We start from the raw sequence: 25,386 nt of genomic DNA, 5'->3' as shown, positions 1-25,386 counted from the left end.
TCTGAGCATTGCGAGCTTCTCATCGCAATAAAAAAATAGACAGCTCAAGAGCAAGAGGCTGTCTATTTTTCATTCGTTATAACGTAATACCCTCTTACGTATACTGATTCAGCTTGTCCATATGACATGCAAACGCTTCATCTACGGTTTAGAATACATCATCGTAGAGTTGGTCTAACCGTCCACAGCGCACTTAGATCACCTGATTATTCACCATCAGATACACCATGATCAGCAAGAACACAGCCAGAAGTGTACTGAACATACGGATCTTGCTTTGTTCCGGCCCCACATCACGCTTGTTTTTCACACCTTCTGCAGCGAGTCTCAGCGGTTTACCCATAATTCCTCCAATAGCGGCAATAGCCAGCAACAGGACGACAACAACAGCCATCCACAGATGAGAATACTCACCTTTCGTCATCAGGTAACCACCCGTAAGAAGTTGGATTACAAGTCCGTACTGCGCGATTTTGTTCAAAGAACGAAGCGACGTAAATGCCCCCTCCTGCGCTGCAGCATTCAAGGTACGAATCTTACCGACCACGAATGGCAGAATCAGATAGAATCCCATCGCCAGTGCTCCAACAATATGGAGCAGATACATAATCATTGTCAAAATTTTCATCCTCCTCAACATTTTCGGTGTGCTATACATCACATCCCATTATACTGGGGAACTTATCCAAAGAAAAGAAAACCTCCGGCTCTCCGGAGGTTTTCTCTCTATTTCTGTTCAAAAAGTGATCAAACTTATAAATTCACTACCGAAATGACGTTGCGAACCGAATCAGCAGATTTATCCAATCCTGCTTTTTCTTCCGCTGTCAGTTCAAGTTCGAATATTTTCTCAATGCCGTTACCACCCAGAATGGTGGGTACACCGAGGAACAGATCATTGTAGCCATATTCACCTTCAAGATAAGCGATCACTGGAATGATACGTTTCTTGTCCTTCAGAATCGCTTCGGTCATCTGAACGAGTGAAGCCGCTGGTGCATAATAGGCACTGCCGTTACCCAGCAGGTTCACAATCTCGCCACCGCCAACACGTGTACGTTGAACGATCGACTCGATGCGGTCTGCCGGAATCAGCGTGTCAATCGGAATACCACCTACGCTCGAATAACGAACGAGTGGCACCATGTCGTCTCCGTGGCCGCCAAGAACGAATCCACGAACATCCTCAACAGATACATTCAGCTCTTGCGCAATGAAGGTACAATAACGTGCTGTATCAAGAACCCCTGACTGACCAATAACACGGTTTTTAGGAAAACCAAGGGTCTGATAAGCTGCATACGTCATCGCATCCACCGGGTTGCTTAGAATAATGACGATGGAATCAGGGCAATATTTTTTCACATTTTCACAAACGGACTTCACAATACCCGCATTCGTATTGACCAGATCGTCGCGGCTCATACCCGGTTTACGGGCGATACCAGCCGTGATAATTACAATCTCAGAACCTGCAGTATCTTCGTAGTTGGAAGTACCGACGATATGACTGTCAAATCCTTGAACAGGACTTGCTTCCATCATATCGAGTGCTTTCCCCTTTGTCGGGTTCTCCAGTTGAGGAATATCAACCAGCACAACATCCCCGAGTTCTTTTTGGGCAAGCATTAATGCGGTCGTAGCACCGGTAAAACCGGCGCCGACTACTGTGATTTTTTTGCGCTGAATAGTCAAGATTCACATCTCCCCTTACAGGTTTTTAATGATTTGATCCGCGAATTCAGAACATTTCACTTCAGTAGCGCCGTCCATCAGACGTGCAAAGTCATACGTTACTGTTTTATTATTAATGGATGTTTCCATACCTTTGTAGATCAGGTTAGCTGCTTCTTGCCATCCCAAGTGCTCAAGCAACATTACTCCGGACAGAATAACGGAACCAGGGTTCACGACATCTTTGTCCGCGTATTTAGGTGCAGTACCGTGAGTTGCTTCGAAGATAGCATGTCCTGTTACGTAGTTGATGTTCGCTCCAGGAGCGATACCAATACCGCCCACTTGCGCTGCAAGTGCATCGGACAGATAGTCACCATTCAGGTTCAGGGTTGCGATAACATCAAATTCGCCTGGACGAGTCAATACTTGTTGCAGAGCGATATCAGCAATCGCATCTTTTACGATGATTTTACCAGCATCTTCAGCAGCTTTTTGTGCTGCATTCGCTGCATCTGTACCCTCGTTATCTTTGATGATATCATATTGTGCCCAAGTGAATACTTTGTCAGCGAACTCGTCTTCAGCCACTTCGTATCCCCAGTTTTTGAAGGCACCTTCGGTAAATTTCATGATATTACCTTTGTGTACCAATGTAACACTCTTACGGTTATGATCAATTGCGTATTGAATTGCTGCACGTACCAAACGTTTCGAACCTTCGGAAGAAACGGGTTTGATACCAATACCGGAAGTCTCAGGGAAACGGATTTTGTTAGCACCCATCTCCTGTTGCAGGAACTGGATCACTTTTTTCACTTCTTCAGAACCTTCAGCATACTCGATTCCTGCATAGATATCTTCCGTATTTTCACGGAAAATGACCATGTCTACCAGCTCAGGACGTTTAACCGGAGAAGGTACACCGTCGAAATAACGAACAGGACGCAAGCAAGTGTACAGGTCAAGCTCTTGACGCAGGGCTACGTTCAGGGAACGAATACCGCCACCGATTGGCGTAGTCAATGGTCCTTTGATCGCTACGATATACTCACGAATGGCTTCCAGTGTATCATTCGGCAACCACTCACCGTATGTATCGAATGCTTTTTGTCCAGCAAACACTTCATACCATGCGATTTTTTTGTTGCCATCATAGGCTTTTTCAACTGCTGCATCCAATACACGTTTGGAAGCTTTCCAGATATCACGGCCTGTACCGTCACCTTCGATAAATGGAATGATTGGATTACTAGGTACTTGAAGTGTACCGTTATCAATTTGAATTTTTTCGCCTTCAGTTGGGTGAGCAAATTTTTCTAATTTCATAGTTAAAATTCCTCCTAGGTTTTGTATATGCAGTATTCATCATACCACTAGTCTTGTTGAGAGAAGGGTCCTGAGAGCCTAAGCCAGTAACGCCTTTGCTTTCCAACCCTTCACCTCGTCCACATTATTATACTGGTTTTGCGGCTATTAGCGAAGTTCAATAGAAACGTATTTCTGTTCTGTAGGGCCAGTGTACTCCGCACGTGGACGAATGATGCGATTGTCCGCAAGCTGTTCCAAAATATGCGCAGTCCATCCAGACACCCGGCTGATGGCAAAGATCGGCGTGAACAATTCCTGTTCGATCTCCAGTTGGGTATATACAGAAGCAGAATAGAAGTCTACGTTAGGCTTCAGTCCTTTTTGTCCTGTTACCAGTTCCTCGATCTTCACAGACATATCATACAAGCGCGTATCATTGTTCATCTCGCCAAGTTCCTTGGACATCTTCTGTAAATGTTTGGCGCGTGGATCACCGTTTTTGTACACCCGATGTCCAAAGCCCATAATCTTTTCACGATTATTCAATTTTTCCTGAATTGCCGCTTCAAGACGATCAGGCGTACCAATCTCATTCAACATTTTCATAACGGCTTCATTAGCACCGCCATGCAGTGGTCCCTTCAGTGCGCCAATGGCGGAAGTTACACCGGAATAGATATCCGACAGCGTAGCAACCGTTACACGGGCTGCAAATGTCGAAGCGTTCAACTCGTGATCCGCATGCAGGACAAGGGCTTGATCCAGTGCTTTCACTGCAGTCTCGGATGGTTCTTCACCAGTCATCATATATAAAAAGTTCTCTGCGATGGAAGCGCCTTCTTTTGGAGCCACAGGTTCTTTGCCCTGACGGATACGGGCGATGGCTGCCACAATCGTTGGCAACTGTGCTTGCAACTTAACCGCTTTGTTCTCATTCGCTTCCGTTGTCATCTCATCCGCTTGCTCGTCGTACAGTGCAAGTGCAGAGACAGCGGAACGAAGTGCTGCCATGGTACTGACGTTTTTCGGATACAATTGGATTTGTGCAATCAACTCGCTCGGAATCGGCGCGTAATCGCTCAGGCTTTTACGAAGGGATTTCAGTTCATCCGTTGTTGGCAATTTACCAAACCACAACAAATAGGCAACTTCTTCAAAGCTGGCATGTTCAGCCAAATCGTCGATATCGTAACCACGGTATGTGAGCACACCGTCTACAATAGAACTGATCGAAGAGGTTGTTGCAACGATGCCTTCCAGACCTTTGGTAGCTGTCATATACATCTCTCCTTTAATAAGCGAAATCAAGAACCATTCCAGAGTGTCATATAAGTGCCAAAATGCACCTATTCTCTTTTTGTAAACATTTTCATTTTGAAATTAACAAATATTTCAAAATACGATTTTCCTATCTGTCAATCGGTATTTACTTATAACATCATACTGGATTTTGTCGTTTATGTGAACATGATGAGAGTTCATTCGGACATCAAACTTCTTTATCAGACTGATAAAGCATTTTTGAAAGCCTTTACAAAAACAAGGTTGACATTTAATGTTTTTTAACCATTCTTGTCTTCTGAGGAACTTTCTATTGCTATATTCTGTAGTACTGAGGCATACTCTAGGCAAAAGAAAGATTCCGGGTAGAGATTGTTCAAAAGTCCGCTTTTGAACCTGCTCTGGTAACATCCCGGCGTTTCAAAACGCTATAAATGCTCTATATTAATTAAGATAGCCATCTATTTCTAATCCTGTGTTATAGATAATACATAGGTCGGCTTAATTGAAATAAGGAGAGTTGATGCTTGGATAGAATCATAATGAAACGCCTGCTTCGCGGCTTATGGGTTATTATTGCGACCTTTCTAATCGCCGTTTCCATATACTTGCTGTTCCCGCTCTTATACCCTTTTGTGATCGCCTGGATTATCGCCTATGCCATGAATCCATTGGTGACATTGCTTCAGCATAGAGCACGATTCCCCCGGTGGCTGGCTGTGACTCTCTCATTGATCCTTTATTTTGGAGCCATGGCAGTAGTACTGTCTGCGGCAATTACCCGTATGGTGAAAGAAGTTATTTCACTCACGACGAGCTTCGATCTTCATGTTGATGAGATCAAGGACACCTTTGTTCGCTGGACCCAGAATGACACCATTCAGAGTTTGATTGCGCAGATCAATGAGTTTTACAAGGAAAATCCCAATTATCAGGAAACCATCAACAGCAATATTAGCAAAACGACCGAAACGGTAGGGACAGCCGTGACCGATCTGGTCACCGGATTTTTCAATATGATCCTGAGTTTGCTGACTTCCCTGCCTAACATGGGCGCGGTATTAATCGTTGTTCTGCTGTCTACGTTCTTCATTAGCAAGAGTTGGACCCGGCATAGCATCACCGTATCGGGCTGGGTCCCCTCTTCCATCCGTAAGCCGATATCCGACATATGGACTGACCTCAAGAAGGCGCTTTTCGGGTATGCAAGAGCACAATTAATCATGATCTCGATTACTGCCCTATTTGTCATGATTGGACTACTTATACTGCAAGTCAACTCAGCCTTCACGATCGCTCTGTTTATTGGTCTGGTCGATCTGCTTCCTTATCTGGGTGTTGGCCTTGTCATGGTGCCTTGGGCAGCATACCTGTTTATGAATGGAGATCTCTATCTGGGCATTGGCATTAGTGTTATCTATCTGATCTTACTGATTGCCCGTCAGATTATTGAACCGAAGGTACTTGCCAGTAGCGTAGGACTCGACCCGCTCGCCACGCTCGTTGGCATGTTCGTGGGTTTGAAGCTGTTTGGCGTGCTCGGCTTGATTATTGGTCCTGTCAGTCTGGTGATCCTTGATGCGTTCAATCGCGCTAACGTATTGCGCGATCTCAGAACATATATCATTAACGGACGTGTCCGATGAGGCTTAACTGCATGAGCATACAGGTATAATAGAAAAGACTCCGTTCAACAGAACTATCTGCTGAGCGGAGCCTTTTTGCATAGTACAGGTGTCTCATTTCGGACGACGATAAAACGTGATGTTACCATTTTTCATTTTTTTCTCCAGCCATCCCAGGAAGAACAGACGGTAGACCGATCGTGTTAATGGAAACACCAGTGTGAATCCAAACAGGTCGGTTACAAAGCCTGGAATCAAGAGCAAAAAACCACCGACAAAAATAAAAAGACCATCGACCATTTTTCGTCCTGGTACCTTGCCGCGCTCCATCTCGGATTTGGCGTCCACAAGTACTTTTCGCCCTTCAAACTGCAACATGGCTATACCAATCAAGGACGTGAGAATCATGAGAAGCAATGTCTTTCCGGCTCCAATCCAGTCACTCATCAGAATGAAACCTAATAATTCAATCACCGGAATGATTAATAGTAGAGCCCACATCCATTTTCGCATTGAAGAATTACCCCTTTCCCGAAAGCCACACCTTTTCAAGCGCGCTGTATAGCTCAGAAGCTGCCTTATCCAGCCGGATTGGCTTCCAGTCCCCATTCACCCATACATGCTGGGTAGAACCTGTAACCAACCGTTCACCGGGGAGTGATTCATCATCTGTCCATACCCGCTCTCCAATCGCCGTATATTCATCAAGGTCTTCAGACATGCGCCTTACGTCATACTCATAGTTCAGTCGCAGACCACTAAATGCAGCAATACGGGTGAAAATGATAATCTCATCATCATATCGGGCAGGTTTGTGATACTTCACATCCAGTCCGGTTACCGGAAGCAGTAACCCCTGTTCCTCCATTTTACGATATGTATACCCCATTTGGCGAATCATCTCAGTTCGACCGATTTCAAACCAATTTAAATAGTTTGCGTGATAGACCACGCCCATCTGGTCACTTTCTTGATAGCGTACACGAAGACGGGCCGCATACCAGCTACCGTTGCTCTGTTCTCGCACGTTATAGGCCTCCTTCGCTCTACCATTCATACGTGTTACATCGTTGTAAAGTGTCAATAAGATGGAAAAAAAGCAACGGGGCAATAACGCCCCATTGCTTCTTTCCTGTTGCTTCTCCATCCAAAAACGCAATTAAGCGTTGTTTGGAATTTGGCTTACTTTAATCAGGTTGGTAGAACCGGAACGACCCAGAGGTACACCTGCTGTGATCACAACCAGGTCTCCTTCTTTAACAAGTCCGGATTTTACGCCGCCTTCAATTGCATTTTCGAACAAAGCATCCGTGGAATCAACCAGTCTTCCTTTGACAGGAGTGACACCCCAAGCCAGAGCCAAACGACGGGAAGTTCTGTCTTCCGTAGTCACAGCGATGATTGGAGATTCTGGACGATACTTGGAAATCATGCGTGCAGTGTGTCCTGATTCAGTTGAAGTGATGATCGCTTTTGCGTTCAAATCTTGAGCTGAGAGGGCAACCGATTGGCTGATTGCTTCTGTAACTGTTGTTTGTTGAGCAACACGTTGTTTCAGGTACAGTTCTTGGTAAGGCAGAGCAGATTCTGCTTTTTCAGCAATACGGGACATTGTCAGAACGGATTCAACCGGGTATTTACCCGCAGCTGTCTCACCGGACAACATGATTGCGTCCGTACCATCGAAGATTGCATTCGCCACGTCACTTGCTTCCGCACGTGTTGGACGCGGGTTACGTTGCATGGAATCCAACATTTGTGTAGCTGTGATAACCGGTTTACCTGCAACGTTACATTTTTCGATCATGCGTTTTTGTACCAATGGTACTTCTTCCGCAGGAATCTCAACACCCAGGTCTCCACGAGCAACCATCAGGCCGTCAGACACTTCAAGGATTTCATCGAGGTTATCGACACCTTGTTGGTTTTCGATTTTGGAGATGATTTGGATATGTCCAGCATTGTGTTTTTCAAGCAATTCTCGAATCTCAAGTACGTCACTTGCTTTACGTACAAAAGAAGCCGCGATGAAATCGACACCTTGCTCAATACCGAATACGATATCGTTAGCGTCTTTTTCAGTGATACCCGGCAGAGAAATGGCAACGCCCGGAACGTTAACACCTTTTTTACTTTTGATCGATCCGCCGTTAACGATACGGCATTTGATCTCGGTGCCTTGCACTTCCACCACAGTCAGTCCGATCAGACCGTCGTCGATCAGAATTGTAGATCCCGGTTCAACATCATTCGGAAGATCTGTATACGTAATGGAAAGACGTTCTTTGGTGCCCAGAATTTCTTCTGTTGTCAAAGTGATGTACTCGTCTTGAACCAATTCAATCGGCTCAACTTCGAGTTTACCTGTCCGAATTTCCGGTCCTTTGGTGTCCAGCAGGATCGCTACTGTTTTGTTCAACTCTTCGCATGCTTGGCGAATCGCAATGATCCGTCCGCCGTGCTCATCGAAATCACCGTGGGAGAAGTTCAGACGGGCCACATTCATACCGGCCATAATCAATTTTTTGGTGTTCTCCAGAGATTCACTGGATGGACCAATGGTACATACAATTTTCGTTTTGCGCATTTTGGGTTTCCTCCGATTTTAAAGGTATATCTCTTTATCTATTTTTCTTTTTCCAACTATTAAATTTACTATACTTTTGCTCATTTGTATAGGAGATTCGTCACATTATTCAGCATTTCCCGACAAATTACTCGCCACATCGACTTCTACAAGCTCTTGAGGGGCCTCAATGGATGCTTGAGGTTCAAACGTAACCGATCCAATTTTACGGAATTTCTCATAACGATCCTGTTTCAGCTGATCCCCGCTCCAACCCGTCATCTCGTCGAGATGACGGACCAAAGCTTCACTGATGAAAGCAGCAGACGCTTCATAATCCCGATGAGCACCGCCGCGTGGCTCAGGGACAATCTCTTCAATGACTTCCATCTCCAGCAGGTCTTTGGCTGTTATTTTCATTGCTTCAGCCGCCTGATCTGCCTTGGATGCATCCTTCCAGAGAATCGAAGCAGCGCCGTTCGGAGAGATTGCAGAATAGATCGCATGTTCCAGCATCAACACACGATTACCCACAGCCATAGCGAGGGCACCGCCGCTTCCACCTTCGCCGATGACCACAACAATAACAGGAACCGAAAGTTTCGCCATTTCCATCAGGTTGCGGGCAATCGCTTCCGATTGACCTCTCTCTTCTGCAGTATTACCCGGATACGCCCCTTTAGTATCAATAAACGTAATAATAGGACGGCCAAATTTGTTCGCTTGTTTCATCAGACGTAGCCCTTTTCGGAAACCTTCCGGGTGAGCGCTCCCGAAAAAGCGGGCGATATTGTCCTTCGTATCTTTCCCCCGCTGTTGTCCGATGACCGTTACCGTTTTTCCATTTAACTTGGCAAGCCCGCCAACAACCGCAAGATCGTCTCCAAACATGCGGTCGCCGTGCAGCTCAATAAAGTCCGTAAATATCAACTGGATCAAATCCAGTGCAGTTGGGCGCTGCTGATGACGCGCCAGATGCATCTTCTGAGCTGCCGTTATGCCTGTGTAGATCTCTTCTTCAAGTCTATGATAACGTTCTTCCAGGCGGGCAATCTCGTCTGTGAAGTCGATGCCTTTCTCCTGTCCAAACTGTACGAGTTCATCAATCTTTTTGCGCATCTCAACCAGAGGCGCTTCATATGGCAACTCACCCGCCATTTAGACCCCTCCTTTTTCACTATGCATATCCAGAAGCTTGCCAAGAGTGGCCCTTAGTTCTTTCCGGTGGACAACCATGTCCAACTGACCATGTTGCATATTAAATTCAGCCGTCTGGAAATCATCAGGCAATTTCTGACGGATGGTCTGTTCGATCACGATTCTACCGGCAAAACCAAATACTGCGCCAGGTTCGGCAATATTAATATCGCCCAAGCTCGCAAAACTCGCCGAGACTCCACCTGTCGTCGGATCGGTAATGACCGAAATATACAGCCCGCCCTGTTCATCCAAACGGGATAAAGCTGCGCTTGTTTTGGCCATTTGCATGAGGCTGAGAATACTCTCCTGCATCCGGGCACCACCTGAGGTGGAGAAAATAATCAATGGCAACTGTTTCTCTGTTGCATGCTCAATGGCACGGGTGATTTTCTCCCCTACCACTGAACCCATGCTGCCTGTGAAGAAATCAAAGCTCATGACGGCTACAACTACAGGTAGGCCATCAATGGTTCCTTCACCCGTAATTACCGCTTCTTTCAGGCCCGATTTCAGGCGCTGTTGTTCCAGTTTGTTGCTATATCCAGGAAAGCCAAGCGGGTCAACTGATACCATATCAGCGTCAAACTCAACAAACCCTTGATCATCAAGTACCATAGCAATGCGCTCCATAGCGTTAAGACGCATATGGTAACCGCAAGCAGGACATACTTTCAGATTTTTCTCCAATTCCTTGCTATATTGAATGGTGCCGCATTTGCTGCACTTGTTCATAAGCCCTTCAGGTATTTCACGTTTTGGGCGTTCTAGGACTTCCTGGCCTTCGCCGGGAAGTGCACGCTCGGAAGGTATGGTAGCGTACTTCCGTTTCTTCTGGAATATATCTTTGAACACAACTACACCTCTCCAGCCGTTGATTTGATGGCCGCAACCTGCAGTGCGCTGCTTGAGGCAGCTTCACCCGCGCGCTACGGTAAACCGCTTACGACCCACACGCTGCCATGGGCCTTGTCCAGCATTCACAACAAAAAAATCCGCCGGTACAGGGCAAGGATCAGCGGCTTCTGTCAGCACGATTGATGTTACCTGCAATAAACCGAAAGATTGTTGCGCCGATGTTTGAATCTATCTTGGTAGGGTCTCCGGGAGCAACCAGGTCGGTCCTTGTCCTAACAAAAAAAGAAGGAAGGACAGCAGCATACAATACATGCAAGTCGATTCCTCTCTCCGCTTACGCGATTAGTCCCTTATGTACCGATGGTACTTCTTCATCTGCCAAGGCACGTCGATGTCGAACAAATCAGGAATGCAGAATGGAATTCAGCACTTCCTGGACCTCTTCCAATTCCCCAGAAGGGACGCGAATCTCAAATTGCTGCTTGGATAAACTGATGGGACGGGTCTGTACCAGAAAACCTTCTTCCGAAAGCTTGGTCTTGATCTTGTCCGCAACCTTTGCTGTCGGTGCAATGTAAATCACCGTCCACATGCCTCGTCCGCCCCCTAAGCTAATGTTCAGAGCCCGTATATTGGACTAATGATAACATACCTCACTTTTTTTCTGCAAGAAAGGGTTCGGGACCTTTGGGGAGAATTTGGGATCATGAGGGACATTTGTCCCCCACGGACAACTCATATGGTTGACGAAATCTTCTTGTTCATACCTCAACAACAAGCAGCATCAAGCCTGCCAGGGCAGCCTCAGCCGCCCTTGATGACTTCATATGAGCCATTGGAGTGACACTAGCATGTAAGCATGGAAATGCAGGGGGTTACAGGTCAGAGGGGTACTTTTTGGCTTTAATATTTTTGTGTGCAATCCGGGCAGAAGCTGCAGCCGCCACCCCTGCGACCAGATCATCCAAAAAGACATGAATGGCGGATGCATGTTCGTTCAAATCATGAATAATACCTATTTTTTCTTTATCCAGATAACCAAAGCTGGTTAAACCGATCATACCATACACATGAGTAATGCCGAGGGCCAGAGTCTCGTCCACTCCATACAAAGATTCATCCGCTTCCATAATAGCCTGTAACGGTTGGGGCAAGAGGTTTTTCTCCGCAAGTTCGTCGAGCGCAATACCTGTATAGAGCGTATATTGCACCTCTCGTTTCTGCAGAACGGATTTCACGCTGGTTACACAGTCGTCCATGGTCAGTTCAGGGTGGTACCCTTTTTGCAGACGGTATACTATTGCTGCGATGGCATCAATTCGTACACCCCGCCGGGCCAGCATGGCTTCTACGATTTCATATGACATATCTCGACCTCCCGCATCAATCCCCCGAGGACCGCGAGGTCCTTCGGTGTTCTCAAGTGTATGCAGCAAACTGCTAAAATGTTCATAAAAATGTGCGGATGGTTGAAACCAGTAAACCACTGGACAACGTATAGGGTTGTACACTCATCTCTGGCCTGTAACTGTTCTGCAATTCGTACCAAAAAACCTGTTCAGCAGTTCGCCGAACAGGTTCTTTGGAGTCTCAAGGGACACTCCAGCTTTATTTAATTTTGACCGTACCTTCACCTAGCATCTTCTCCATATCAGAGAACAAAGTTGGTGATGGCTTAATCCGATAGGCATCACTCAAGGCAAGCAGCTTCTGTTGCTGCTCATAGAAGAGAACCGTCGCCACAGGTCCGGGATGCTGCTGAAGCAGCTGCTTCAGACGTGCCAGAAGCTCAGGCTTCTCTGCATGCGGGGCAATCTTCACGAACACCCGCTGCTCCACCGCCCGCGGTCCGCGGCCCTGCTCCGGGCTGCCAGCCGTCTCTGCGGCACTATCGGACCGGGACGCTGCCGCCGTGGCCGCGCCCTTACCCGCAGCATCGCTGCGCGTCGCTGCCGGGCCTTGGCTTCCGCTGCCATGCGCAGGAGCCGAAGTGCCCACGCCCGCTGGCCGCCGCTGCGAAGCCGCCTGCGCCGGGCGCGAAGAGCTGCCGCTGCCGGGCTTGCCGCGCCGGTCACGGCTGCGCAGCTGCTGCTCCAGTGCCGCCGGTGATAGCGGCGCCACCTCCTCAGCCAGCAGCTTAAACCCTTCGTCCTGCTGCTGCACTTTGGCACGCACGACGAGCAGTTCACCTTTCCCGACATACTGCTGGCTACGCCGCCATACCTCGGGAAAGAGAACCACTTCACAGCGTTCAATCTGGTCTTCCAGCTCCATGAACGCCATAGCCTTGCCCTGTTTCGTCGTAATCGACTTCACAGACACAACCATTCCCGCGGCGACGGTCATCGTGTCGTCAGCCGCCTCGGTCAGCTCCATGATCCGGTCAGCCCCACTCGATTCCAGCACATCTTCATAGTCATCCAGCGGATGCCCGGAGAGATACAAGCCTAACAACTCACGCTCTAGCTCCAGTTGCTGTCCTGAGGAATAAGGAGGAATTTCCGGGTATTCAATCTCCCAGTTTGGCGTCTCAACAAAGTCGAACAATTGAATCTGCAGATCCTCCCGTTCCTTGCGCCATTTCAACGCCGCCTCAACAGTCTCATCCAGCATCGCCAGCAATTGGGCCCGGTGTCCAGGCAACGTGTCAAAGGCTCCTGCCTGGATCAGCGATTCAATCACACGTTTGTTGCATACACGCAGATCCACACGACGACAAAAATCGAGCAGACTGTCGAACGGTCTCTCCTGCCTTACGATCATGATGCTTTCCATTGCCTGGGTACCGACATTTTTCACAGCAGCCAACCCGAATCGTATTGCACCCGTTAATTTTTCCTTATCTGAATTCTCATTAAACACTGCATCGTTCTTCTCCGCAGAGGACAGTTCACCTTGCTCCGTGTGCGAAGAAGACGCCTCTTGTCCTTGGTCATTACCATTTTCCGTTGAAGCAGCCATCACCAAGCCCGGTTCCTTCCGGTTGTCGGATGCCTCAGGCATGGATGTCGCTGCCTGCCACTCATATCCGCCACTGTCCTCTTCCGGCCCAGGACCCGGATCATCCGGCAGAGGTGCTTCACCATATTCGGCCTGTCCCGAATAAGCATCTTCCTCATGGTCGGAATGCTCCCCGAAAGAACTCCCGTTGTCGTTCCCGGTATATTCTTCGGCAGAGCTTCCGGTATCACTCTCTGCATCCGCTCCCGTCATTCGCGTCGATGCAGTCTGATTCCCGGCTCCTGTGTTGCAGGTCGGCACAAAGACAGGCGTAAACAGAATACCGCTCTCATTCACATCTGGTGGAAGTACCTCCATATCCATACGACGACATTCCACCACGTACTCTGCCACTTTACGATGACTGCCCATTACAGCTGTCAGCATGGATGCCATAAAATGAACAGGATAGTGCGCCTTCAGATAAGCCGTCTGGAACGCGAGTACGCCATACGCCGCAGCATGGGCACGCGGGAAGCCATAGTTGGCAAACTTGACGATCATATCATAGACCAGGTCTGCCTCTTCTTCGCTATACCCTTGTTTCAGACTGCCCTGTACAAAGTGTCCTCGCTCCAGATCCAGTACTTCCCGTTTCTTCTTGGAGACCGCTCTGCGAAGCAAATCCGCTTCACCCAGCGAGAAACCAGCCATCCGTGAAGCAATCTGCATGATCTGTTCCTGATATACAATGATGCCATACGTATCTTTCAGGATAGGCTCCAGATCCACATGAGGGTAATCGATTTCGATCTGTCCATGCTTGCCCTGAATGTATTTGGATATGAACTCCATCGGACCCGGACGGTACAAGGCCAACACGGAGATCACATCTTCAAATACGCTGGGCTTCAATTCTTTCAGCACACGGCGCACCCCGGCAGATTCCAGTTGGAATATGCCCATCGTATCACCTCGCCCAAGCATCTCATACGTTAACGCATCATCATCCGGGATGAGACGGAAGTCCGGAATTTCTCCATGTTCCCCAATCCAGCGTACACAACGCTCAATGATCGAGAGGGTACGCAGACCAAGAAAATCCATCTTAAGCAACCCAATCGACTCCAGGTTTTCCATGGAATACTGGGTTAACGCCGTTCCTTCACTGCCCTCCTGAAGCGGCACCGCATCGGTCAGTGGATCACGTGAGATGACCACTCCCGCTGCATGCGTCGAAGCATGACGTGGCATGCCCTCGACCTTCATGGCCATATCCAGCAGCTCACGAGTCTTTGACTTGGTTTCATATAGCGCCTTCAGTTCAGGTGTAGCCTCCATGGCCCGCTCGATATTAATGCCTAGCTGCGCTGGAATCAGCTTCGCAGCCTTGTCCACTTCACCATAAGGCACATTCAGTGCCCGCCCGACATCACGCACGGCTGCCCTTGCAGCCATCGTTCCAAACGTGATGATCTGGGCGACATGGGCTTTGCCATATTTATGCGCGACATAATCAATGACCTCATCCCGCCGCTCATCACTGAAGTCAATATCAATATCCGGCATGGAGATCCGCTCGGGATTCAGGAACCGCTCGAAGAGCAGGTTGTATTTCATCGGATCAACATCGGTGATGTGCAACGTGTACGCTACCAGACTTCCTGCCGAGGAGCCCCGGCCTGGTCCAGTAACAATCCCTTGCTTATGCGCATAGGCAATAAAATCCCAGACAATCAGGAAATAATCCGAAAATCCCATGCTGTCGATCACACCGAGTTCATACGCCAGTCGCTGTTCGAGTTCAGATCGAAGCTCCACGTCTGTCCAACGTGTGGACTGCGCGTAACGCTCCTCCATTCCTTCTTCGCACAGCTGACGCAGATACGCCGAAGGACTGAGTCCATCGGGAAGAGGTCTATACTCAGGCAAAATCGATTTGCCGAATTCCAGCTCCAATTCACAAGACTCCGCAATGCGGACGGTGTTGGCCAGAGCTTCGGGTACATGAGGAAACAAACGAGCCATCTCTTCTTCACTTTTCAGATAGAGCTGATTGGTTCCAATCCGAAGCCGAGTCTCGTCATCAACAGTCTTGCCTGTTCCGATACAGATTAATACATCCTGAAGCTCCGCATCCTCTTCCGACAGGTAATGCGCATCATTGGTGGCTACAAGCGGAATTTCAAGCTCGGCAGCCAGCCGAATAAGCTGAGGATTTACCCTTTTTTGCTCCGAAAGCCCATGATCCTGAAGTTCCAGATAGAAGTCGGCACCAAAGATATTTTTGTAGCGTAACGCCGCACGCCTCGCCTCTTCTTCCCGCCCATGCAGCAGATGCTGTGGTACTTCTCCACCCAGACAAGCACTTAGACAGATAATGCCTTCGTGATGAGCGGCCAGACTTTCCATATCGATACGTGGTTTGTAATGAAAACCTTCGAGATGTCCAATCGAGCACAATTTCATCAGATTACGGTAACCTGTCATGTTTTTGGCCAGCAAAATCAAATGATGAATCGGCTGATCCTTGCGGCTTCCCCGCTCTTTGCGGGACCCTGCTGTCATGTATGCCTCGCAACCTATAATCGGCTTGATGCCTCGCTCCATACATGCTTTATAAAAAGGAATTGCACCATACATCACGCCATGGTCGGTCAGCGCAAGTGTCGTCATTCCAAGATCTGCGGCTTTGTCCACGAGATCCGGAATACGCGCAGCGCCGTCCAGCAAACTGTATTCGCTGTGAACGTGCAAATGCACAAAAGAACTCATGTTTTTTCTTCCTTTCCCCGCTAAAGACATTCCATTAAAAATCTATAAATAAAAGACGTATGCTAAACATTGCAAAACGTGTGACTGGGAACAAAAAAAAGAGAGGTAACAGATATATCATAATATCTGTACATCTCTTTTTACAAGTCTGTGTAACCTTCCTATCCCTGTTCATGACGAATCCAGGTTATGAGTTGCTCTGCCGGTTTTCTGCTTACAGGTCGTGAAACAGCATCATCTCGAAGATAACCAAGATGAAGTGTTCCCACCAACCGTTCGCCGGGATTAACCCCTATTCTCGCGGCAAACGTATCTTCCCGGTTGTATTCGTTCGTTTTCCACACCAGTCCGATGCCTTCTTCCCAGGCGAGCAATTGCAAATTCTGAATCAGCCCAGCTGCTGCAAGCAAAGCCTCTTCATTTCTCCAACGATCTGTGCCCTGTCGAACCACAACGCACACATGCACCGGTGTGTCTTCACAATAGTCCTTCGTTGCCCTCTGGCCAAACTGTTCGAGTTCTTGGGATGTATACGTCGAGAGCACAGCATTACTGAACATTTTGCGACCCTCATTCATGAAAACGATAAAGCGCCATGGCTCTTGTTTGGAATGATACGGAGCCCACACCGCAGCCTCAAGCAATTCAAGCAGCTTATCCTCAGAAACGGACCTGGTGCTGAATGACCTGACTGTCCTTCTTTCACGAATAACGCGCTCCACTGGACCCGAATGCATATTCTTCATCTTAGTGATTTCTCTCCCTGATTACAGATACAATGTCATCCACTGCATTCAAAGTAGCAACGGAAGAGAACCCGAAGTTCATCCACTCCTTGTCACCTACCAGATATACTTGATCTTCCTTGACTGCCTTCATTCCTTTCCAGATGTTGCTTTCTTTCATTTCATCAAATAGTTTCTGGGCATTTGTGTTGTCATCGCCACCATCAATTTGGAGAATGATGTGATCAGCCTGGTATTCAGTAAGCAATTCAAGCGAGACCGGCACACTCCCTTCATTTTCAGGGTAGGCCGCTACTGTTTTCAATCCAAGCTCTTTATGAATGACCATACCTCTACTGGACAGTTCACCCATAACATAGCTTTCTTTGGGCATGACTCTTAAATAAATAAACGTCTCGTCTCCGACAAGAGCTTTTAGCTCATCGCGAGCAGTCGCAATTCTCTTATCATAATCCTGAATAGCCTGCTCTGCTTCCTTCTGCTTGCCCAGTGCCTCGCCCATATCCTTCAATTCATCCCGCCAGTTATCCCTGTCGGGAAGAAGAACTGTTTTGGCAATCTTGGCGTACTGGTCATATATTTTCTCATCGCGCCATTTTGGCGCAATAATAATATCCGGATCGGTTGCAAGAATGCCCTCAAAGTTGGAACCATCACCCAGCTTGGGCACGCTGTCGAATTTTCCTTCAAAATAATCCGGATAATCCGAATGATAATTCTCTGCAGCCACAGGAGTCACACCAAGAACATACAAAAAATCAGGGTAAGTCACCGAAGTGGCAACCACACGCTGTTCTTGTGTCTGAGGTTCGGCTTCCGCAATTGGCTCCGCTTTCTCTCCACTCGTCCCCGCGCAAGCTGTAGCCAGTATCAAAGTCAGGATCATTCCTAATCCAAACCATTTGTTCAAATGTTTCATCTGTTTATCCCCTTCGGCGTTTAAGTAATAACGATTCTCATTCTCATTATATACACACCCGGATATTAATGAATGGATATTTGGGATTCCCCATTTGGATTTTTGCGAAGTCGGTAGTTCAATTCATACGCCTCATCAATCGCTTCTTCTTCAGCAGATCTAACATCTCATGAATAGCATATTGCGTTGCAAGTGGGGAGAACGAGAAATTATACCACTCCGTATTGCTTAGAACATACACCTGTTGTTTCTGCACTGCTAGAAGCCGATTCCACACCGGGTGGTTATACAGATGAAGCCGGGCATCTGCATCCCCCTCCATCTGAAGCAGGATATGATCAGGCTGAATTTCAGCTAGATGCTCAACGGAAACCAGCGTTCCCTCTTCAGAAAAAAGAGATGCCTTGGGCATTTTCAACGCTAGCTCCCGGTACAGCATACTCCCCCTTGAAGACTTTGCCCCATATAACGTCATTCCCTCACTGGTCAGACGAATGTATACGATAGTCTCCTCAGGAATAAGCGTGTGTAACTGTTCTCTTGCCTGGTCCAGACCCGCGTCAAAATTGCTGATCACTTGCTGAGCCTGCCTGCTTCTGCCTAATAATTCTCCCATATCCCTTAGTTCCTCTTTCCAGTTGCTGCGCTCAGGCAGAAGCACGGTTGTTGCAATGCGGTTAAGTTGCTCATAATTCATACTGTCCTGCCAAGCAGACGCAAGGATCAGATCGGGCTTCATCCTCCGAATCTCTTCCAGGTTGAGTGAATGACTTCCCTCCCACTTGCGAACTTGTTTGAACGATTCTTTCAGGTAGTGCGGAAATTCGAAAAACGGAGCCTGAGCAGCAATTGGAGTCATTCCAAGTGTATAGAGCAGTTCTGGCGCAGTCATCGTCGTTCCCAAATATCGGCGATTATGCAGATACAGACGAGGGGAATAACCTACTTTTTGCTTAAATCTCCGGCTAAAATAATGCTCATCTTCATAACCGACTTTACGGGCAATCTCATAGACACTGTCTCCAGTAAGGTTCAATAGCTCCTTGGCCCGTTTGATACGTAATTCGGTGATATAATCACTTGGATTTTGATTCGTTATTTCCCTGAACCTTACGGTGTACCATTTGCGACTGACATTGGCCATCTGCGCCAGTTGCTGGACCGAAACAGGGTCGTCATAATGTTCATCGAGGTAGTCAATCGTTCTTTGTACAGCCTGATCGGGCTGTTGTGGTTCGATTTTTCTTTTCAATTGCTCGACCACTGTACATATCCATTGTTGAAAAAGAAGATGACGCCACATTGGATCATGCGAGTCAGTATGTTGAAATGCCTCCACGATCTGCTTAACATCCTCCACAGCAGCATGTTGAAGGGTAACGAAGCTACTCTGCTCAAGCCCGTGCTCGTCCCCATCATTTTGCTTGTCCCGTTGATCTTCCTCGGGCGCCAGCTCCTGCGTCAAACGGACCCTATGACATTGAATGATATAACAGACCAATGGAGTTGAACCCCGGTTGACCAGAAATGGGAACTGCCCTTCTTCGATTAGAAGCAGGTCATGTGGACGAATTGAGCAGATACCCTGTTCCAGTCCAACCTCTCCCTCACCACTAACTCCAAGGACAAACTGCACGCCAGACACGGCAGCAGACCTCACAGATACACCTGTGCCGAAGTCATACCTCTCATCTGCCAGCAAGCTGACCTGCACGGCATCCTTCAGCACCATGGTCCAGTCTCTGAATAACAACCCGTGTTTCGTCTCCAAGTTCATATCTTCATCTCCCCTACCACACTGTGAGTAACTGCTGCATCGCGCTATACATTTTTATCGACATTTTATCATAACGTTCGGGGGCACGCCCATACAATAGAAGTACAAGCTGCTCCCCCTGTTACAGACCGAAGACAGGAGGTGTGCTGCTAGGTCTGAAAGGGGTGTTGCCAGTGAGCACATTTTTGTCCAAAGCCATTCTTGATTTCTTTATTGCGTTTGGAATCGTGCTGGGCGGCGCGATGATCGGAGGTATTGGAGCAGTGATCTCTCTTCAGCCTCCGACACAGACGATGCTCGATATTTCCGGGAAAATAAAGATATGGGCACTCGCAGCTGCTGTCGGCGGCACCATCGATCCCATGCGTGTCATCGAGAGCAATTTCCTGGATGGCAACCTGTCTCCCGCGGTCAAACAAATCCTGTATCTGATCTCTGCTTTTATGGGCGCGCATATGGGAACCGAGCTCGTGAAATGGGTGTGCGGCGGAGGCCGGAGTTAATATGAGACAGGAACAGCGTTCATGAGGATTCCGCCATTCTCCCGTTACCGCCCGCTGATGCGAATGACCGCTGTATTTGTTCTGGGAATGATCGCTGGATGTGTCGTCTACAATGGTGTATTTCATCTAAGTTACAATGCGTTGTGGCTGAACAATCAGGAGCTGCAGCTTCAGCTGCATCAGAATGAGGAGGATATCAAAACGCTGAAAAAATACAGTAAACGCCAAACCGTTATCAAGGAAATCAAGGTCCGTGCAGAAGAATCGGATAAGGGGCCGGACGAGGCTTCTCTGAAAGTGATGTTACAGAAGCTCGGAGACGAGCTTGAGGTCCTTCGGGGCAGAGATGTATTCAACATCGACGAGTATAGCAAAATGACGCGAATCATGCTGAATCAGAAAGTGTATTCGGTCAGGGAAAAGGAGTACACCGTTCAGGTCAAAACGATGCTGGTTATGGAAGGCGTACTGCAAGTTTGGGTAGAGATTCGCATGCACGTTCCTGCGTAACAACGCACTCACAGCAAAAAATAACTGCCCTTGTCATCATCACTGCATGGTACAATAAGGGCATTAAATGCTTTCCAGAAAAGGAGCTGCGTCTTGGTGTTCATTGATGTACTCAAATATGCTCTAATCGCCATCTTTGCTGTTGCCATGGTCTTTGCCGCACTGAACAGCATTCGTTCGCGCAGAACCTCGGATGCTGCCAGCGCTGGTCTTTACCGCTCTTGGACGAATATCTGGATGGGAGGCATGCTTGTTGTCCTTGCCCTGATCCTGATGTTTGTCTTCACGGGTTCTACCGTATCTGTCATTGTGGAAGCGCTATTTCTAATTATGGGGGCATACAATGTATTCGCTGGAATACGCAACCGCAGTTATTATGCCCGGCTTCAACAACGTTCGCAGAATGGAACGAGCAAAACCTCAGGACAGTCTGCATGATTCACTAGAACCCTATCGTTGTGTAAAAAAAGAGAGTACTTCCCTACACCAGACGAAGACTGACACGCACTTATGCGGAATTCAGCATATCTTCTCGGGTTAGGGGGTACTCTCTTGGTCTATGCCCGGGGTAATTCCCCCTGTTAGGCATGGTCAATGGATTGCAATGTCATGACCGCTTTACATACAACACTGCCTTCGCGGGTAACCACAATGTCCATCTTGCACGTGCGACGGCTGGTTTCCAGAATAACCGGTCGAACCAGAATCTGATCCTCGATCTGTACCGGTCGAACAAAATAAGTCGTTACATTATCCACCACATGGTCGTTCCCTGTAACATCCCAGGCTGCCCGCCGGCCAGCCTGTGTCATCACATTCAACAGAACACCTTCGGAGATCGTACCCAGATCCGTCGCCATCTGAGGAATGATGAATCCGTGAAATAACAGTTCGTTCTGATCACCGCGCTCCTCGGCAAACCCATTCCAAATCAGATGATCAAACGTCTCTCCCAGTTGTGGCTGCTTCTGTGCATCCCGCATGGCCTGAAGCACTTCCTTGCGTGTGACGGACGCAATCAGTTTGCGGTTCCGATCCACGATGGGCAGAAAGTCGATGCCTTCCCACGTCATGATCTGGGCAGCAGAAGCGAGAGAGGTCTGCAGTGAGGCCGTAATCGGGCGGCGTATCACGCATTTCTCAATACTCTGATCTGCCGTAAGCTCACTGACATCCTTCAGACTCACAATCCCGATGACCCGGTTCCATTCATCCACGACCGGGAAGCGGTGTTCCCCCGTCTCCGACACCAGCATGTGAAAATCTGCGGCTGAACTGGTGACCTTTAGCACCTGCAGGCGAGGTTTCTGACCAATGATATCCTCAACAAGCATAATTTTTTTCTTAATCAGCCGGTCGAAGATCGCACGGTTAATCATTGATGCCACCGTGAATGTATCATGTCTGGATGAAATAATCGGTAGCCCAAGCTCGTCAGCCATGATTCTTACTTCACGGCTTGTCCCAAAGCCACCTGTAATCAACACGCCAGCTCCCTGTTCGAGGGCAAGCGAGTGAGCATCTTCCCGGTTACCCACAATCAGCAAACTTCCAGCATCAATATAACGGGCCATCGCCTGCTCTTTCATCGCACCGATCACATACTTGTGCAGCGGTTTGGCGAGGCCTTCGTTACCACCCAGCACATGGCCCTCCACAATGGTAACGACATCAGCAAAGGTTAACTGTTCCGACATGCCCCGAGGTCTCTTCTCGATCCGCACCGTTCCAATTCGTTCCTTGGTCACGACCAGCCCGAAGTTCTCCGCCTCTTTCACCGCACGATACGCTGTCCCTTCACTTACACCCAGCTCCCGCGCAAGTCCACGTACTGATATTTTACTGCCAACCTTCAGTTGTTCAATATGTTGAAGTAACTGTTCATGCTTCGTTACGTTCTCTTCCTGTCCGTCCAACTGTACCACCCCCGAAGATGCATCTGTACTATACTGTATCTATTATAACACGGCTTTAGGAAAATAACCCCACCCCTATCCCATTCCCATAGGAAGGTTCGCCATCTGAATTTAATCATCCGATGAACCTCTAATCCTATATGTACCAAAAAAGACCGGACCCCCTTATGTGAAGGGAAATCCGGTCTTATTCCAGAGGCAGAACCAACTCTGTTGGCCCTGCCCTGGCATACTGAATGTAATTCTATCCTTTATACAGACTCGCTCCGCTCCTGCTTATCCAACAGTTTCATCTCCCACTGACGCAGCTTCGCCCGGCGAACGGCTTCCAGTGCACGTTTCTTCTCTTCATCCACACCGAGAATAAAATGTAGATGTGCACCAACGATTAATAAAGAGAACAGCACCCATACGATGCCAAAAATATTAACCCAGTCCATTCCTCCGGCAAAAGAAATCCTCGGCAGTGCAATAACCAGCATCGACAACGCGATAAGCAGATAGATCACATGTTTTGCTTTTTTCAACCTCTTCACCATCCACAGCTCCTTCGTTCTTGATCGACTCTATATGTCTAGTCTATGAACGATAAGGAGCCAATATGAAAGGTTCAGGTAAAAAAACAAGACAACCTTTTAGTACGTGTTCAAAAAGATCAGTTTTCAGTACCGAGAAGATGGAATGAAGCTAGAAATGGAGTAGCGGAGCGTAGGACAACTACGTGAGCAACGGACATTTCGGCTGAATTTCATATTCGATGCTGATGATGCCGCTAGGCATCCTTCGTAATCAAAAGTGGACTTTTTGAACTACCTTTTTACGCTTCAGCGCCACCGTACAGATGACCCAGGCTATCAGCAATAATTTTGTTCACGTCTTCAATGATGACACTGAGACGACGCTCCGCATCAAACAAACGACGGATGTTCAGATTCAAGCTCAGCACTTCAAACAATTTCTCCATTTTCTCCATCTCATCCGGAGCTGGCATATCCCCGCTCATCATGCGTTGTTGCAATTCCATTTGTTGATCACGGAAGTTATCCAGCATTGCTTTTGCATCCGGATCAGCTTCAATCAGCTTCATCGCGGAAGTAATCTCTTCCACCTCGCTGCTTTCTCTCAGTGCTTTGGCCAAATCATTGGCTTTGTCATAAATGTTCACTATTATTCCTCCTCAGATTGGTTTGTTCATCCGTGTTAATACACGCTTTTCTCCGCTGTCAAACAAGGGCGTCTGAAACAGGCCATCGCTAACCTGCCCCAAATCAAATGCATTTAATCCATATGGGTCAATCACCAAGGGTTATATGTCCTCATATGATGAAGCACATGCCATGTTCAGATGCCGTTCAACTTCGAGATCAGACATCAAGTTGCCGCCCGGAAGGAGATCTGTGATGTCCACTAAAAAAGTAACGATTCAGGTTACCGGCTCGGGCATCCTGCAGGACGACGTCATCATGCTGGGCGAAGGGGTGCTCAAGGCACTTAAAATCCCTTCAGGAAGGCCGCTTCAGCTGCAATTTGGCTCTTTCCGTCGAGAAGTCACTGTCATTCCGGTACCAAGGTATGACGGGCTGCGCATCAATCAGACGGTTGCCAGCAAGACCGGTCTAGTTCCACGTTCGGTCCTGAGAGTATCCTATCGTTCAGCCAGCCGTACGCTTCGTCTTGGCCCCTACATCAGTGTACTGATTAGCCAGGATTATCCCGATCAGCCCGATCGGCCCTTTGGCTCCATCACGATGTTCTGTCAAGAACTGGTGAACGCCTGCCGTAAGCAAGGCGCCTATGTATCCTTTTTCACACCGGAGGATATTGGAGCGGTAACAGGTTATATGAAAGGCTGGGTATATGATGACGGCTGGAAAAAGACTGTTCTGCCTGTAGCAGACGTCGTCAATAACCGGCTAACGTCCCGCAAGCTTGAGAACAAACCTAGCGTACAGCATTTTATGAAAGAAGTAAAATCGCTCTACGGCACGCAAACCTTCAATGAAAAGTTTCTGGACAAAAATGAAGTATTTGATGCACTCAAGTCCATTTCAACGCTTAAACGAGTTCTTCCCGAGTCCCATTTGCTCAAGACATCCACCATGCTAAAGACGATGTGCAACCGACATCCGGTTGTATTTCTGAAGCCCGTACGCGGTTCTTTGGGCAAAGGCATCATCCGGGTCTCACGTCAAACGGACGGAAGTTTCCTCACTCTGGCGACTGGCGTCGGAGGTACCCGGAAACAAACGTATGCCTCTCTGGATAAACTGTATGCCAGTATGTCTGGGAAAATGAAAACAACGCGATACCAGATCCAGCAAGGGCTGACTCTCATTGATCACAGTGGCAGACCCGTGGATTTCCGTGCGCTCGTGCAAAAAAACCGTACAGGAAAATGGAGTGTAACCTCCATCGTAGCCCGGATTGCGGGCGGGAGTCACTATGTATCCAATCTGGCACGGGGTGGAAGTCTCAGCACCGTCAAGGAAGCTGTTGCCAAAACGCAGCTGTCCGGATCAGCCAAAGCTTCCGCATATGCAGGATTGCACACCGCAGCACTGGATATTGCAAAAGGGATCGAGAGTGCCATCCCTGCTCATTTTGGAGAACTTGGTATTGATCTGGCCCTGGACTCCTCTGGACGCGTATGGCTGCTCGAAGTCAATTCCAAACCATCCAAGAACGACAATACACCACTGAGTGAGAGCAAAATCCGTCCTTCCGTCAAAGCCATGCTCGAATATTCTACGTACTTGGCCGGATTTTGAAAAGTCATTCCATGGAGGAG

Annotated in this window: 24 protein-coding genes; 5 read left to right on the top strand and 19 right to left on the bottom strand. The window is 48.1% G+C overall.

Annotated features, from left to right (window positions below):
• Positions 1-193 precede the first annotated feature (193 nt).
• The 4 genes from AC1S8V_RS09790 to citZ all read right to left on the bottom strand — a co-directional run bounded on the left by AC1S8V_RS09790 (position 194) and on the right by citZ (position 4,263).
• Positions 194-619 carry a hypothetical protein gene (locus AC1S8V_RS09790; RefSeq protein ID WP_482073449.1) on the bottom strand — a complete coding sequence of 142 codons (426 nt, stop codon included), beginning with the start codon at positions 617-619 and terminating at the stop codon, positions 194-196.
• Positions 620-753: 134 nt separating this feature from the next.
• Positions 754-1,695, bottom strand: coding sequence for a malate dehydrogenase (gene mdh / locus AC1S8V_RS09785; protein WP_076330336.1), 942 nt, complete (start codon positions 1,693-1,695; stop codon positions 754-756).
• Between the two features lie 15 nt (positions 1,696-1,710).
• Positions 1,711-3,003, bottom strand: a complete 1,293-nt coding sequence (gene icd / locus AC1S8V_RS09780; RefSeq protein ID WP_307414023.1) for an NADP-dependent isocitrate dehydrogenase — start codon at positions 3,001-3,003, stop codon at positions 1,711-1,713.
• 147 nt (positions 3,004-3,150) lie between these two features.
• Entirely contained in the window at positions 3,151-4,263 is a 1,113-nt protein-coding gene (gene citZ, locus AC1S8V_RS09775) for a citrate synthase (protein WP_017689488.1), read from the bottom strand.
• Between the two features lie 530 nt (positions 4,264-4,793).
• Between citZ and ytvI the strand changes: the two genes are divergently transcribed.
• The gene (gene ytvI, locus AC1S8V_RS09770; protein WP_482073448.1) at positions 4,794-5,912 is read left to right on the top strand and encodes a sporulation integral membrane protein YtvI; all 1,119 of its coding nucleotides are present in this window, start codon (positions 4,794-4,796) and stop codon (positions 5,910-5,912) included.
• A gap of 93 nt (positions 5,913-6,005) precedes the next feature.
• Here ytvI and AC1S8V_RS09765 read toward each other — a convergent pair whose 3' ends face one another.
• The 12 genes from AC1S8V_RS09765 to AC1S8V_RS09710 form a co-directional block, all read right to left on the bottom strand.
• Positions 6,006-6,404, bottom strand: coding sequence for an FxsA family protein (locus AC1S8V_RS09765; protein ID WP_482073447.1), 399 nt, complete (start codon positions 6,402-6,404; stop codon positions 6,006-6,008).
• Positions 6,405-6,411: 7 nt separating this feature from the next.
• Positions 6,412-6,948, bottom strand: coding sequence for an acyl-CoA thioesterase (locus AC1S8V_RS09760; protein WP_482074438.1), 537 nt, complete (start codon positions 6,946-6,948; stop codon positions 6,412-6,414).
• A gap of 102 nt (positions 6,949-7,050) precedes the next feature.
• The gene (gene pyk, locus AC1S8V_RS09755) at positions 7,051-8,478 is read right to left on the bottom strand and encodes a pyruvate kinase (protein WP_062833547.1); all 1,428 of its coding nucleotides are present in this window, start codon (positions 8,476-8,478) and stop codon (positions 7,051-7,053) included.
• Between the two features lie 105 nt (positions 8,479-8,583).
• On the bottom strand, positions 8,584-9,615 hold the full coding sequence (locus tag AC1S8V_RS09750; protein WP_433752395.1) for an acetyl-CoA carboxylase carboxyltransferase subunit alpha: 1,032 nt from the start codon (positions 9,613-9,615) through the stop codon (positions 8,584-8,586).
• On the bottom strand, positions 9,616-10,509 hold the full coding sequence (accD, locus tag AC1S8V_RS09745) for an acetyl-CoA carboxylase, carboxyltransferase subunit beta (RefSeq protein WP_482073446.1): 894 nt from the start codon (positions 10,507-10,509) through the stop codon (positions 9,616-9,618).
• A gap of 63 nt (positions 10,510-10,572) precedes the next feature.
• Positions 10,573-10,707, bottom strand: a complete 135-nt coding sequence (locus AC1S8V_RS09740; protein WP_268801799.1) for a hypothetical protein — start codon at positions 10,705-10,707, stop codon at positions 10,573-10,575.
• Between the two features lie 208 nt (positions 10,708-10,915).
• Positions 10,916-11,104: a hypothetical protein gene (locus tag AC1S8V_RS09735; protein WP_017689496.1), complete on the bottom strand. Its 189-nt coding sequence runs from the start codon at positions 11,102-11,104 to the stop codon at positions 10,916-10,918.
• A 283-nt stretch (positions 11,105-11,387) separates the two neighbouring features.
• Positions 11,388-11,879 (bottom strand): phosphatidylglycerophosphatase A family protein, encoded by a 492-nt coding sequence (locus tag AC1S8V_RS09730; protein WP_482073445.1) that lies wholly within the window; start codon positions 11,877-11,879, stop codon positions 11,388-11,390.
• A gap of 241 nt (positions 11,880-12,120) precedes the next feature.
• Positions 12,121-16,227 carry a DNA polymerase III subunit alpha gene (locus AC1S8V_RS09725; protein WP_482073444.1) on the bottom strand — a complete coding sequence of 1,369 codons (4,107 nt, stop codon included), beginning with the start codon at positions 16,225-16,227 and terminating at the stop codon, positions 12,121-12,123.
• A gap of 161 nt (positions 16,228-16,388) precedes the next feature.
• The gene (locus AC1S8V_RS09720) at positions 16,389-16,973 is read right to left on the bottom strand and encodes a nitroreductase family protein (protein WP_482073443.1); all 585 of its coding nucleotides are present in this window, start codon (positions 16,971-16,973) and stop codon (positions 16,389-16,391) included.
• 1 nt (position 16,974) lies between these two features.
• The gene (locus tag AC1S8V_RS09715) at positions 16,975-17,892 is read right to left on the bottom strand and encodes an ABC transporter substrate-binding protein (protein ID WP_482073442.1); all 918 of its coding nucleotides are present in this window, start codon (positions 17,890-17,892) and stop codon (positions 16,975-16,977) included.
• Positions 17,893-18,010: 118 nt separating this feature from the next.
• The gene (locus AC1S8V_RS09710) at positions 18,011-19,669 is read right to left on the bottom strand and encodes an AraC family transcriptional regulator (RefSeq protein ID WP_482073441.1); all 1,659 of its coding nucleotides are present in this window, start codon (positions 19,667-19,669) and stop codon (positions 18,011-18,013) included.
• A 173-nt stretch (positions 19,670-19,842) separates the two neighbouring features.
• Between AC1S8V_RS09710 and AC1S8V_RS09705 the strand changes: the two genes are divergently transcribed.
• From AC1S8V_RS09705 to AC1S8V_RS09695, 3 genes are all read left to right on the top strand, one after another.
• Positions 19,843-20,172, top strand: a complete 330-nt coding sequence (locus tag AC1S8V_RS09705; protein ID WP_026081169.1) for a YtrH family sporulation protein — start codon at positions 19,843-19,845, stop codon at positions 20,170-20,172.
• A gap of 21 nt (positions 20,173-20,193) precedes the next feature.
• Entirely contained in the window at positions 20,194-20,682 is a 489-nt protein-coding gene (locus AC1S8V_RS09700; RefSeq protein ID WP_482073440.1) for a sporulation membrane protein YtrI, read from the top strand.
• 96 nt (positions 20,683-20,778) lie between these two features.
• A complete protein-coding gene (locus AC1S8V_RS09695; protein WP_482073439.1) occupies positions 20,779-21,120 on the top strand; it encodes a YtpI family protein in 342 nt (113 codons plus the stop codon).
• A gap of 143 nt (positions 21,121-21,263) precedes the next feature.
• Here the strand turns inward: AC1S8V_RS09695 and AC1S8V_RS09690 are convergent, their stop codons facing one another.
• The 3 genes from AC1S8V_RS09690 to AC1S8V_RS09680 all read right to left on the bottom strand — a co-directional run bounded on the left by AC1S8V_RS09690 (position 21,264) and on the right by AC1S8V_RS09680 (position 23,763).
• Entirely contained in the window at positions 21,264-22,598 is a 1,335-nt protein-coding gene (locus AC1S8V_RS09690) for a DRTGG domain-containing protein (RefSeq protein ID WP_482073438.1), read from the bottom strand.
• 251 nt (positions 22,599-22,849) lie between these two features.
• Positions 22,850-23,134, bottom strand: a complete 285-nt coding sequence (locus tag AC1S8V_RS09685) for a hypothetical protein (protein ID WP_085981456.1) — start codon at positions 23,132-23,134, stop codon at positions 22,850-22,852.
• A 281-nt stretch (positions 23,135-23,415) separates the two neighbouring features.
• On the bottom strand, positions 23,416-23,763 hold the full coding sequence (locus AC1S8V_RS09680; protein WP_036609862.1) for a YlbF/YmcA family competence regulator: 348 nt from the start codon (positions 23,761-23,763) through the stop codon (positions 23,416-23,418).
• A gap of 235 nt (positions 23,764-23,998) precedes the next feature.
• Between AC1S8V_RS09680 and AC1S8V_RS09675 the strand changes: the two genes are divergently transcribed.
• The gene (locus AC1S8V_RS09675; protein WP_482073437.1) at positions 23,999-25,366 is read left to right on the top strand and encodes a YheC/YheD family endospore coat-associated protein; all 1,368 of its coding nucleotides are present in this window, start codon (positions 23,999-24,001) and stop codon (positions 25,364-25,366) included.
• Positions 25,367-25,386 lie beyond the last annotated feature (20 nt).

Source organism: Paenibacillus sp. B46(2026), assembly GCF_056786355.1.
The sequence above is the reverse complement of the archived record's forward strand: the minus strand, read 5'-3'. Positions and strand labels throughout refer to the sequence as shown.

Bases quoted from the DNA above. Each gene is read 5' to 3' on its own strand.
- AC1S8V_RS09765 (WP_482073447.1), bottom strand. From the start codon at position 6,404: ATGCGAAAATGGATGTGGGCTCTACTATTAATCATTCCGGTGATTGAA.
- AC1S8V_RS09720 (WP_482073443.1), bottom strand. From the start codon at position 16,973: ATGAAGAATATGCATTCGGGTCCAGTGGAGCGCGTTATTCGTGAAAGA.
- AC1S8V_RS09710 (WP_482073441.1), bottom strand. From the start codon at position 19,669: ATGAACTTGGAGACGAAACACGGGTTGTTATTCAGAGACTGGACCATG.
- AC1S8V_RS09730 (WP_482073445.1), bottom strand. From the start codon at position 11,879: ATGTCATATGAAATCGTAGAAGCCATGCTGGCCCGGCGGGGTGTACGA.
- AC1S8V_RS09725 (WP_482073444.1), bottom strand. From the start codon at position 16,227: ATGAGTTCTTTTGTGCATTTGCACGTTCACAGCGAATACAGTTTGCTG.
- AC1S8V_RS09700 (WP_482073440.1), top strand. From the start codon at position 20,194: ATGAGGATTCCGCCATTCTCCCGTTACCGCCCGCTGATGCGAATGACC.
- AC1S8V_RS09760 (WP_482074438.1), bottom strand. From the start codon at position 6,948: ATGAATGGTAGAGCGAAGGAGGCCTATAACGTGCGAGAACAGAGCAAC.
- icd (WP_307414023.1), bottom strand. From the start codon at position 3,003: ATGAAATTAGAAAAATTTGCTCACCCAACTGAAGGCGAAAAAATTCAA.
- AC1S8V_RS09750 (WP_433752395.1), bottom strand. From the start codon at position 9,615: ATGGCGGGTGAGTTGCCATATGAAGCGCCTCTGGTTGAGATGCGCAAA.
- AC1S8V_RS09735 (WP_017689496.1), bottom strand. From the start codon at position 11,104: ATGTGGACGGTGATTTACATTGCACCGACAGCAAAGGTTGCGGACAAG.
- AC1S8V_RS09675 (WP_482073437.1), top strand. From the start codon at position 23,999: ATGTCCACTAAAAAAGTAACGATTCAGGTTACCGGCTCGGGCATCCTG.
- citZ (WP_017689488.1), bottom strand. From the start codon at position 4,263: ATGACAGCTACCAAAGGTCTGGAAGGCATCGTTGCAACAACCTCTTCG.
- pyk (WP_062833547.1), bottom strand. From the start codon at position 8,478: ATGCGCAAAACGAAAATTGTATGTACCATTGGTCCATCCAGTGAATCT.
- AC1S8V_RS09715 (WP_482073442.1), bottom strand. From the start codon at position 17,892: ATGAAACATTTGAACAAATGGTTTGGATTAGGAATGATCCTGACTTTG.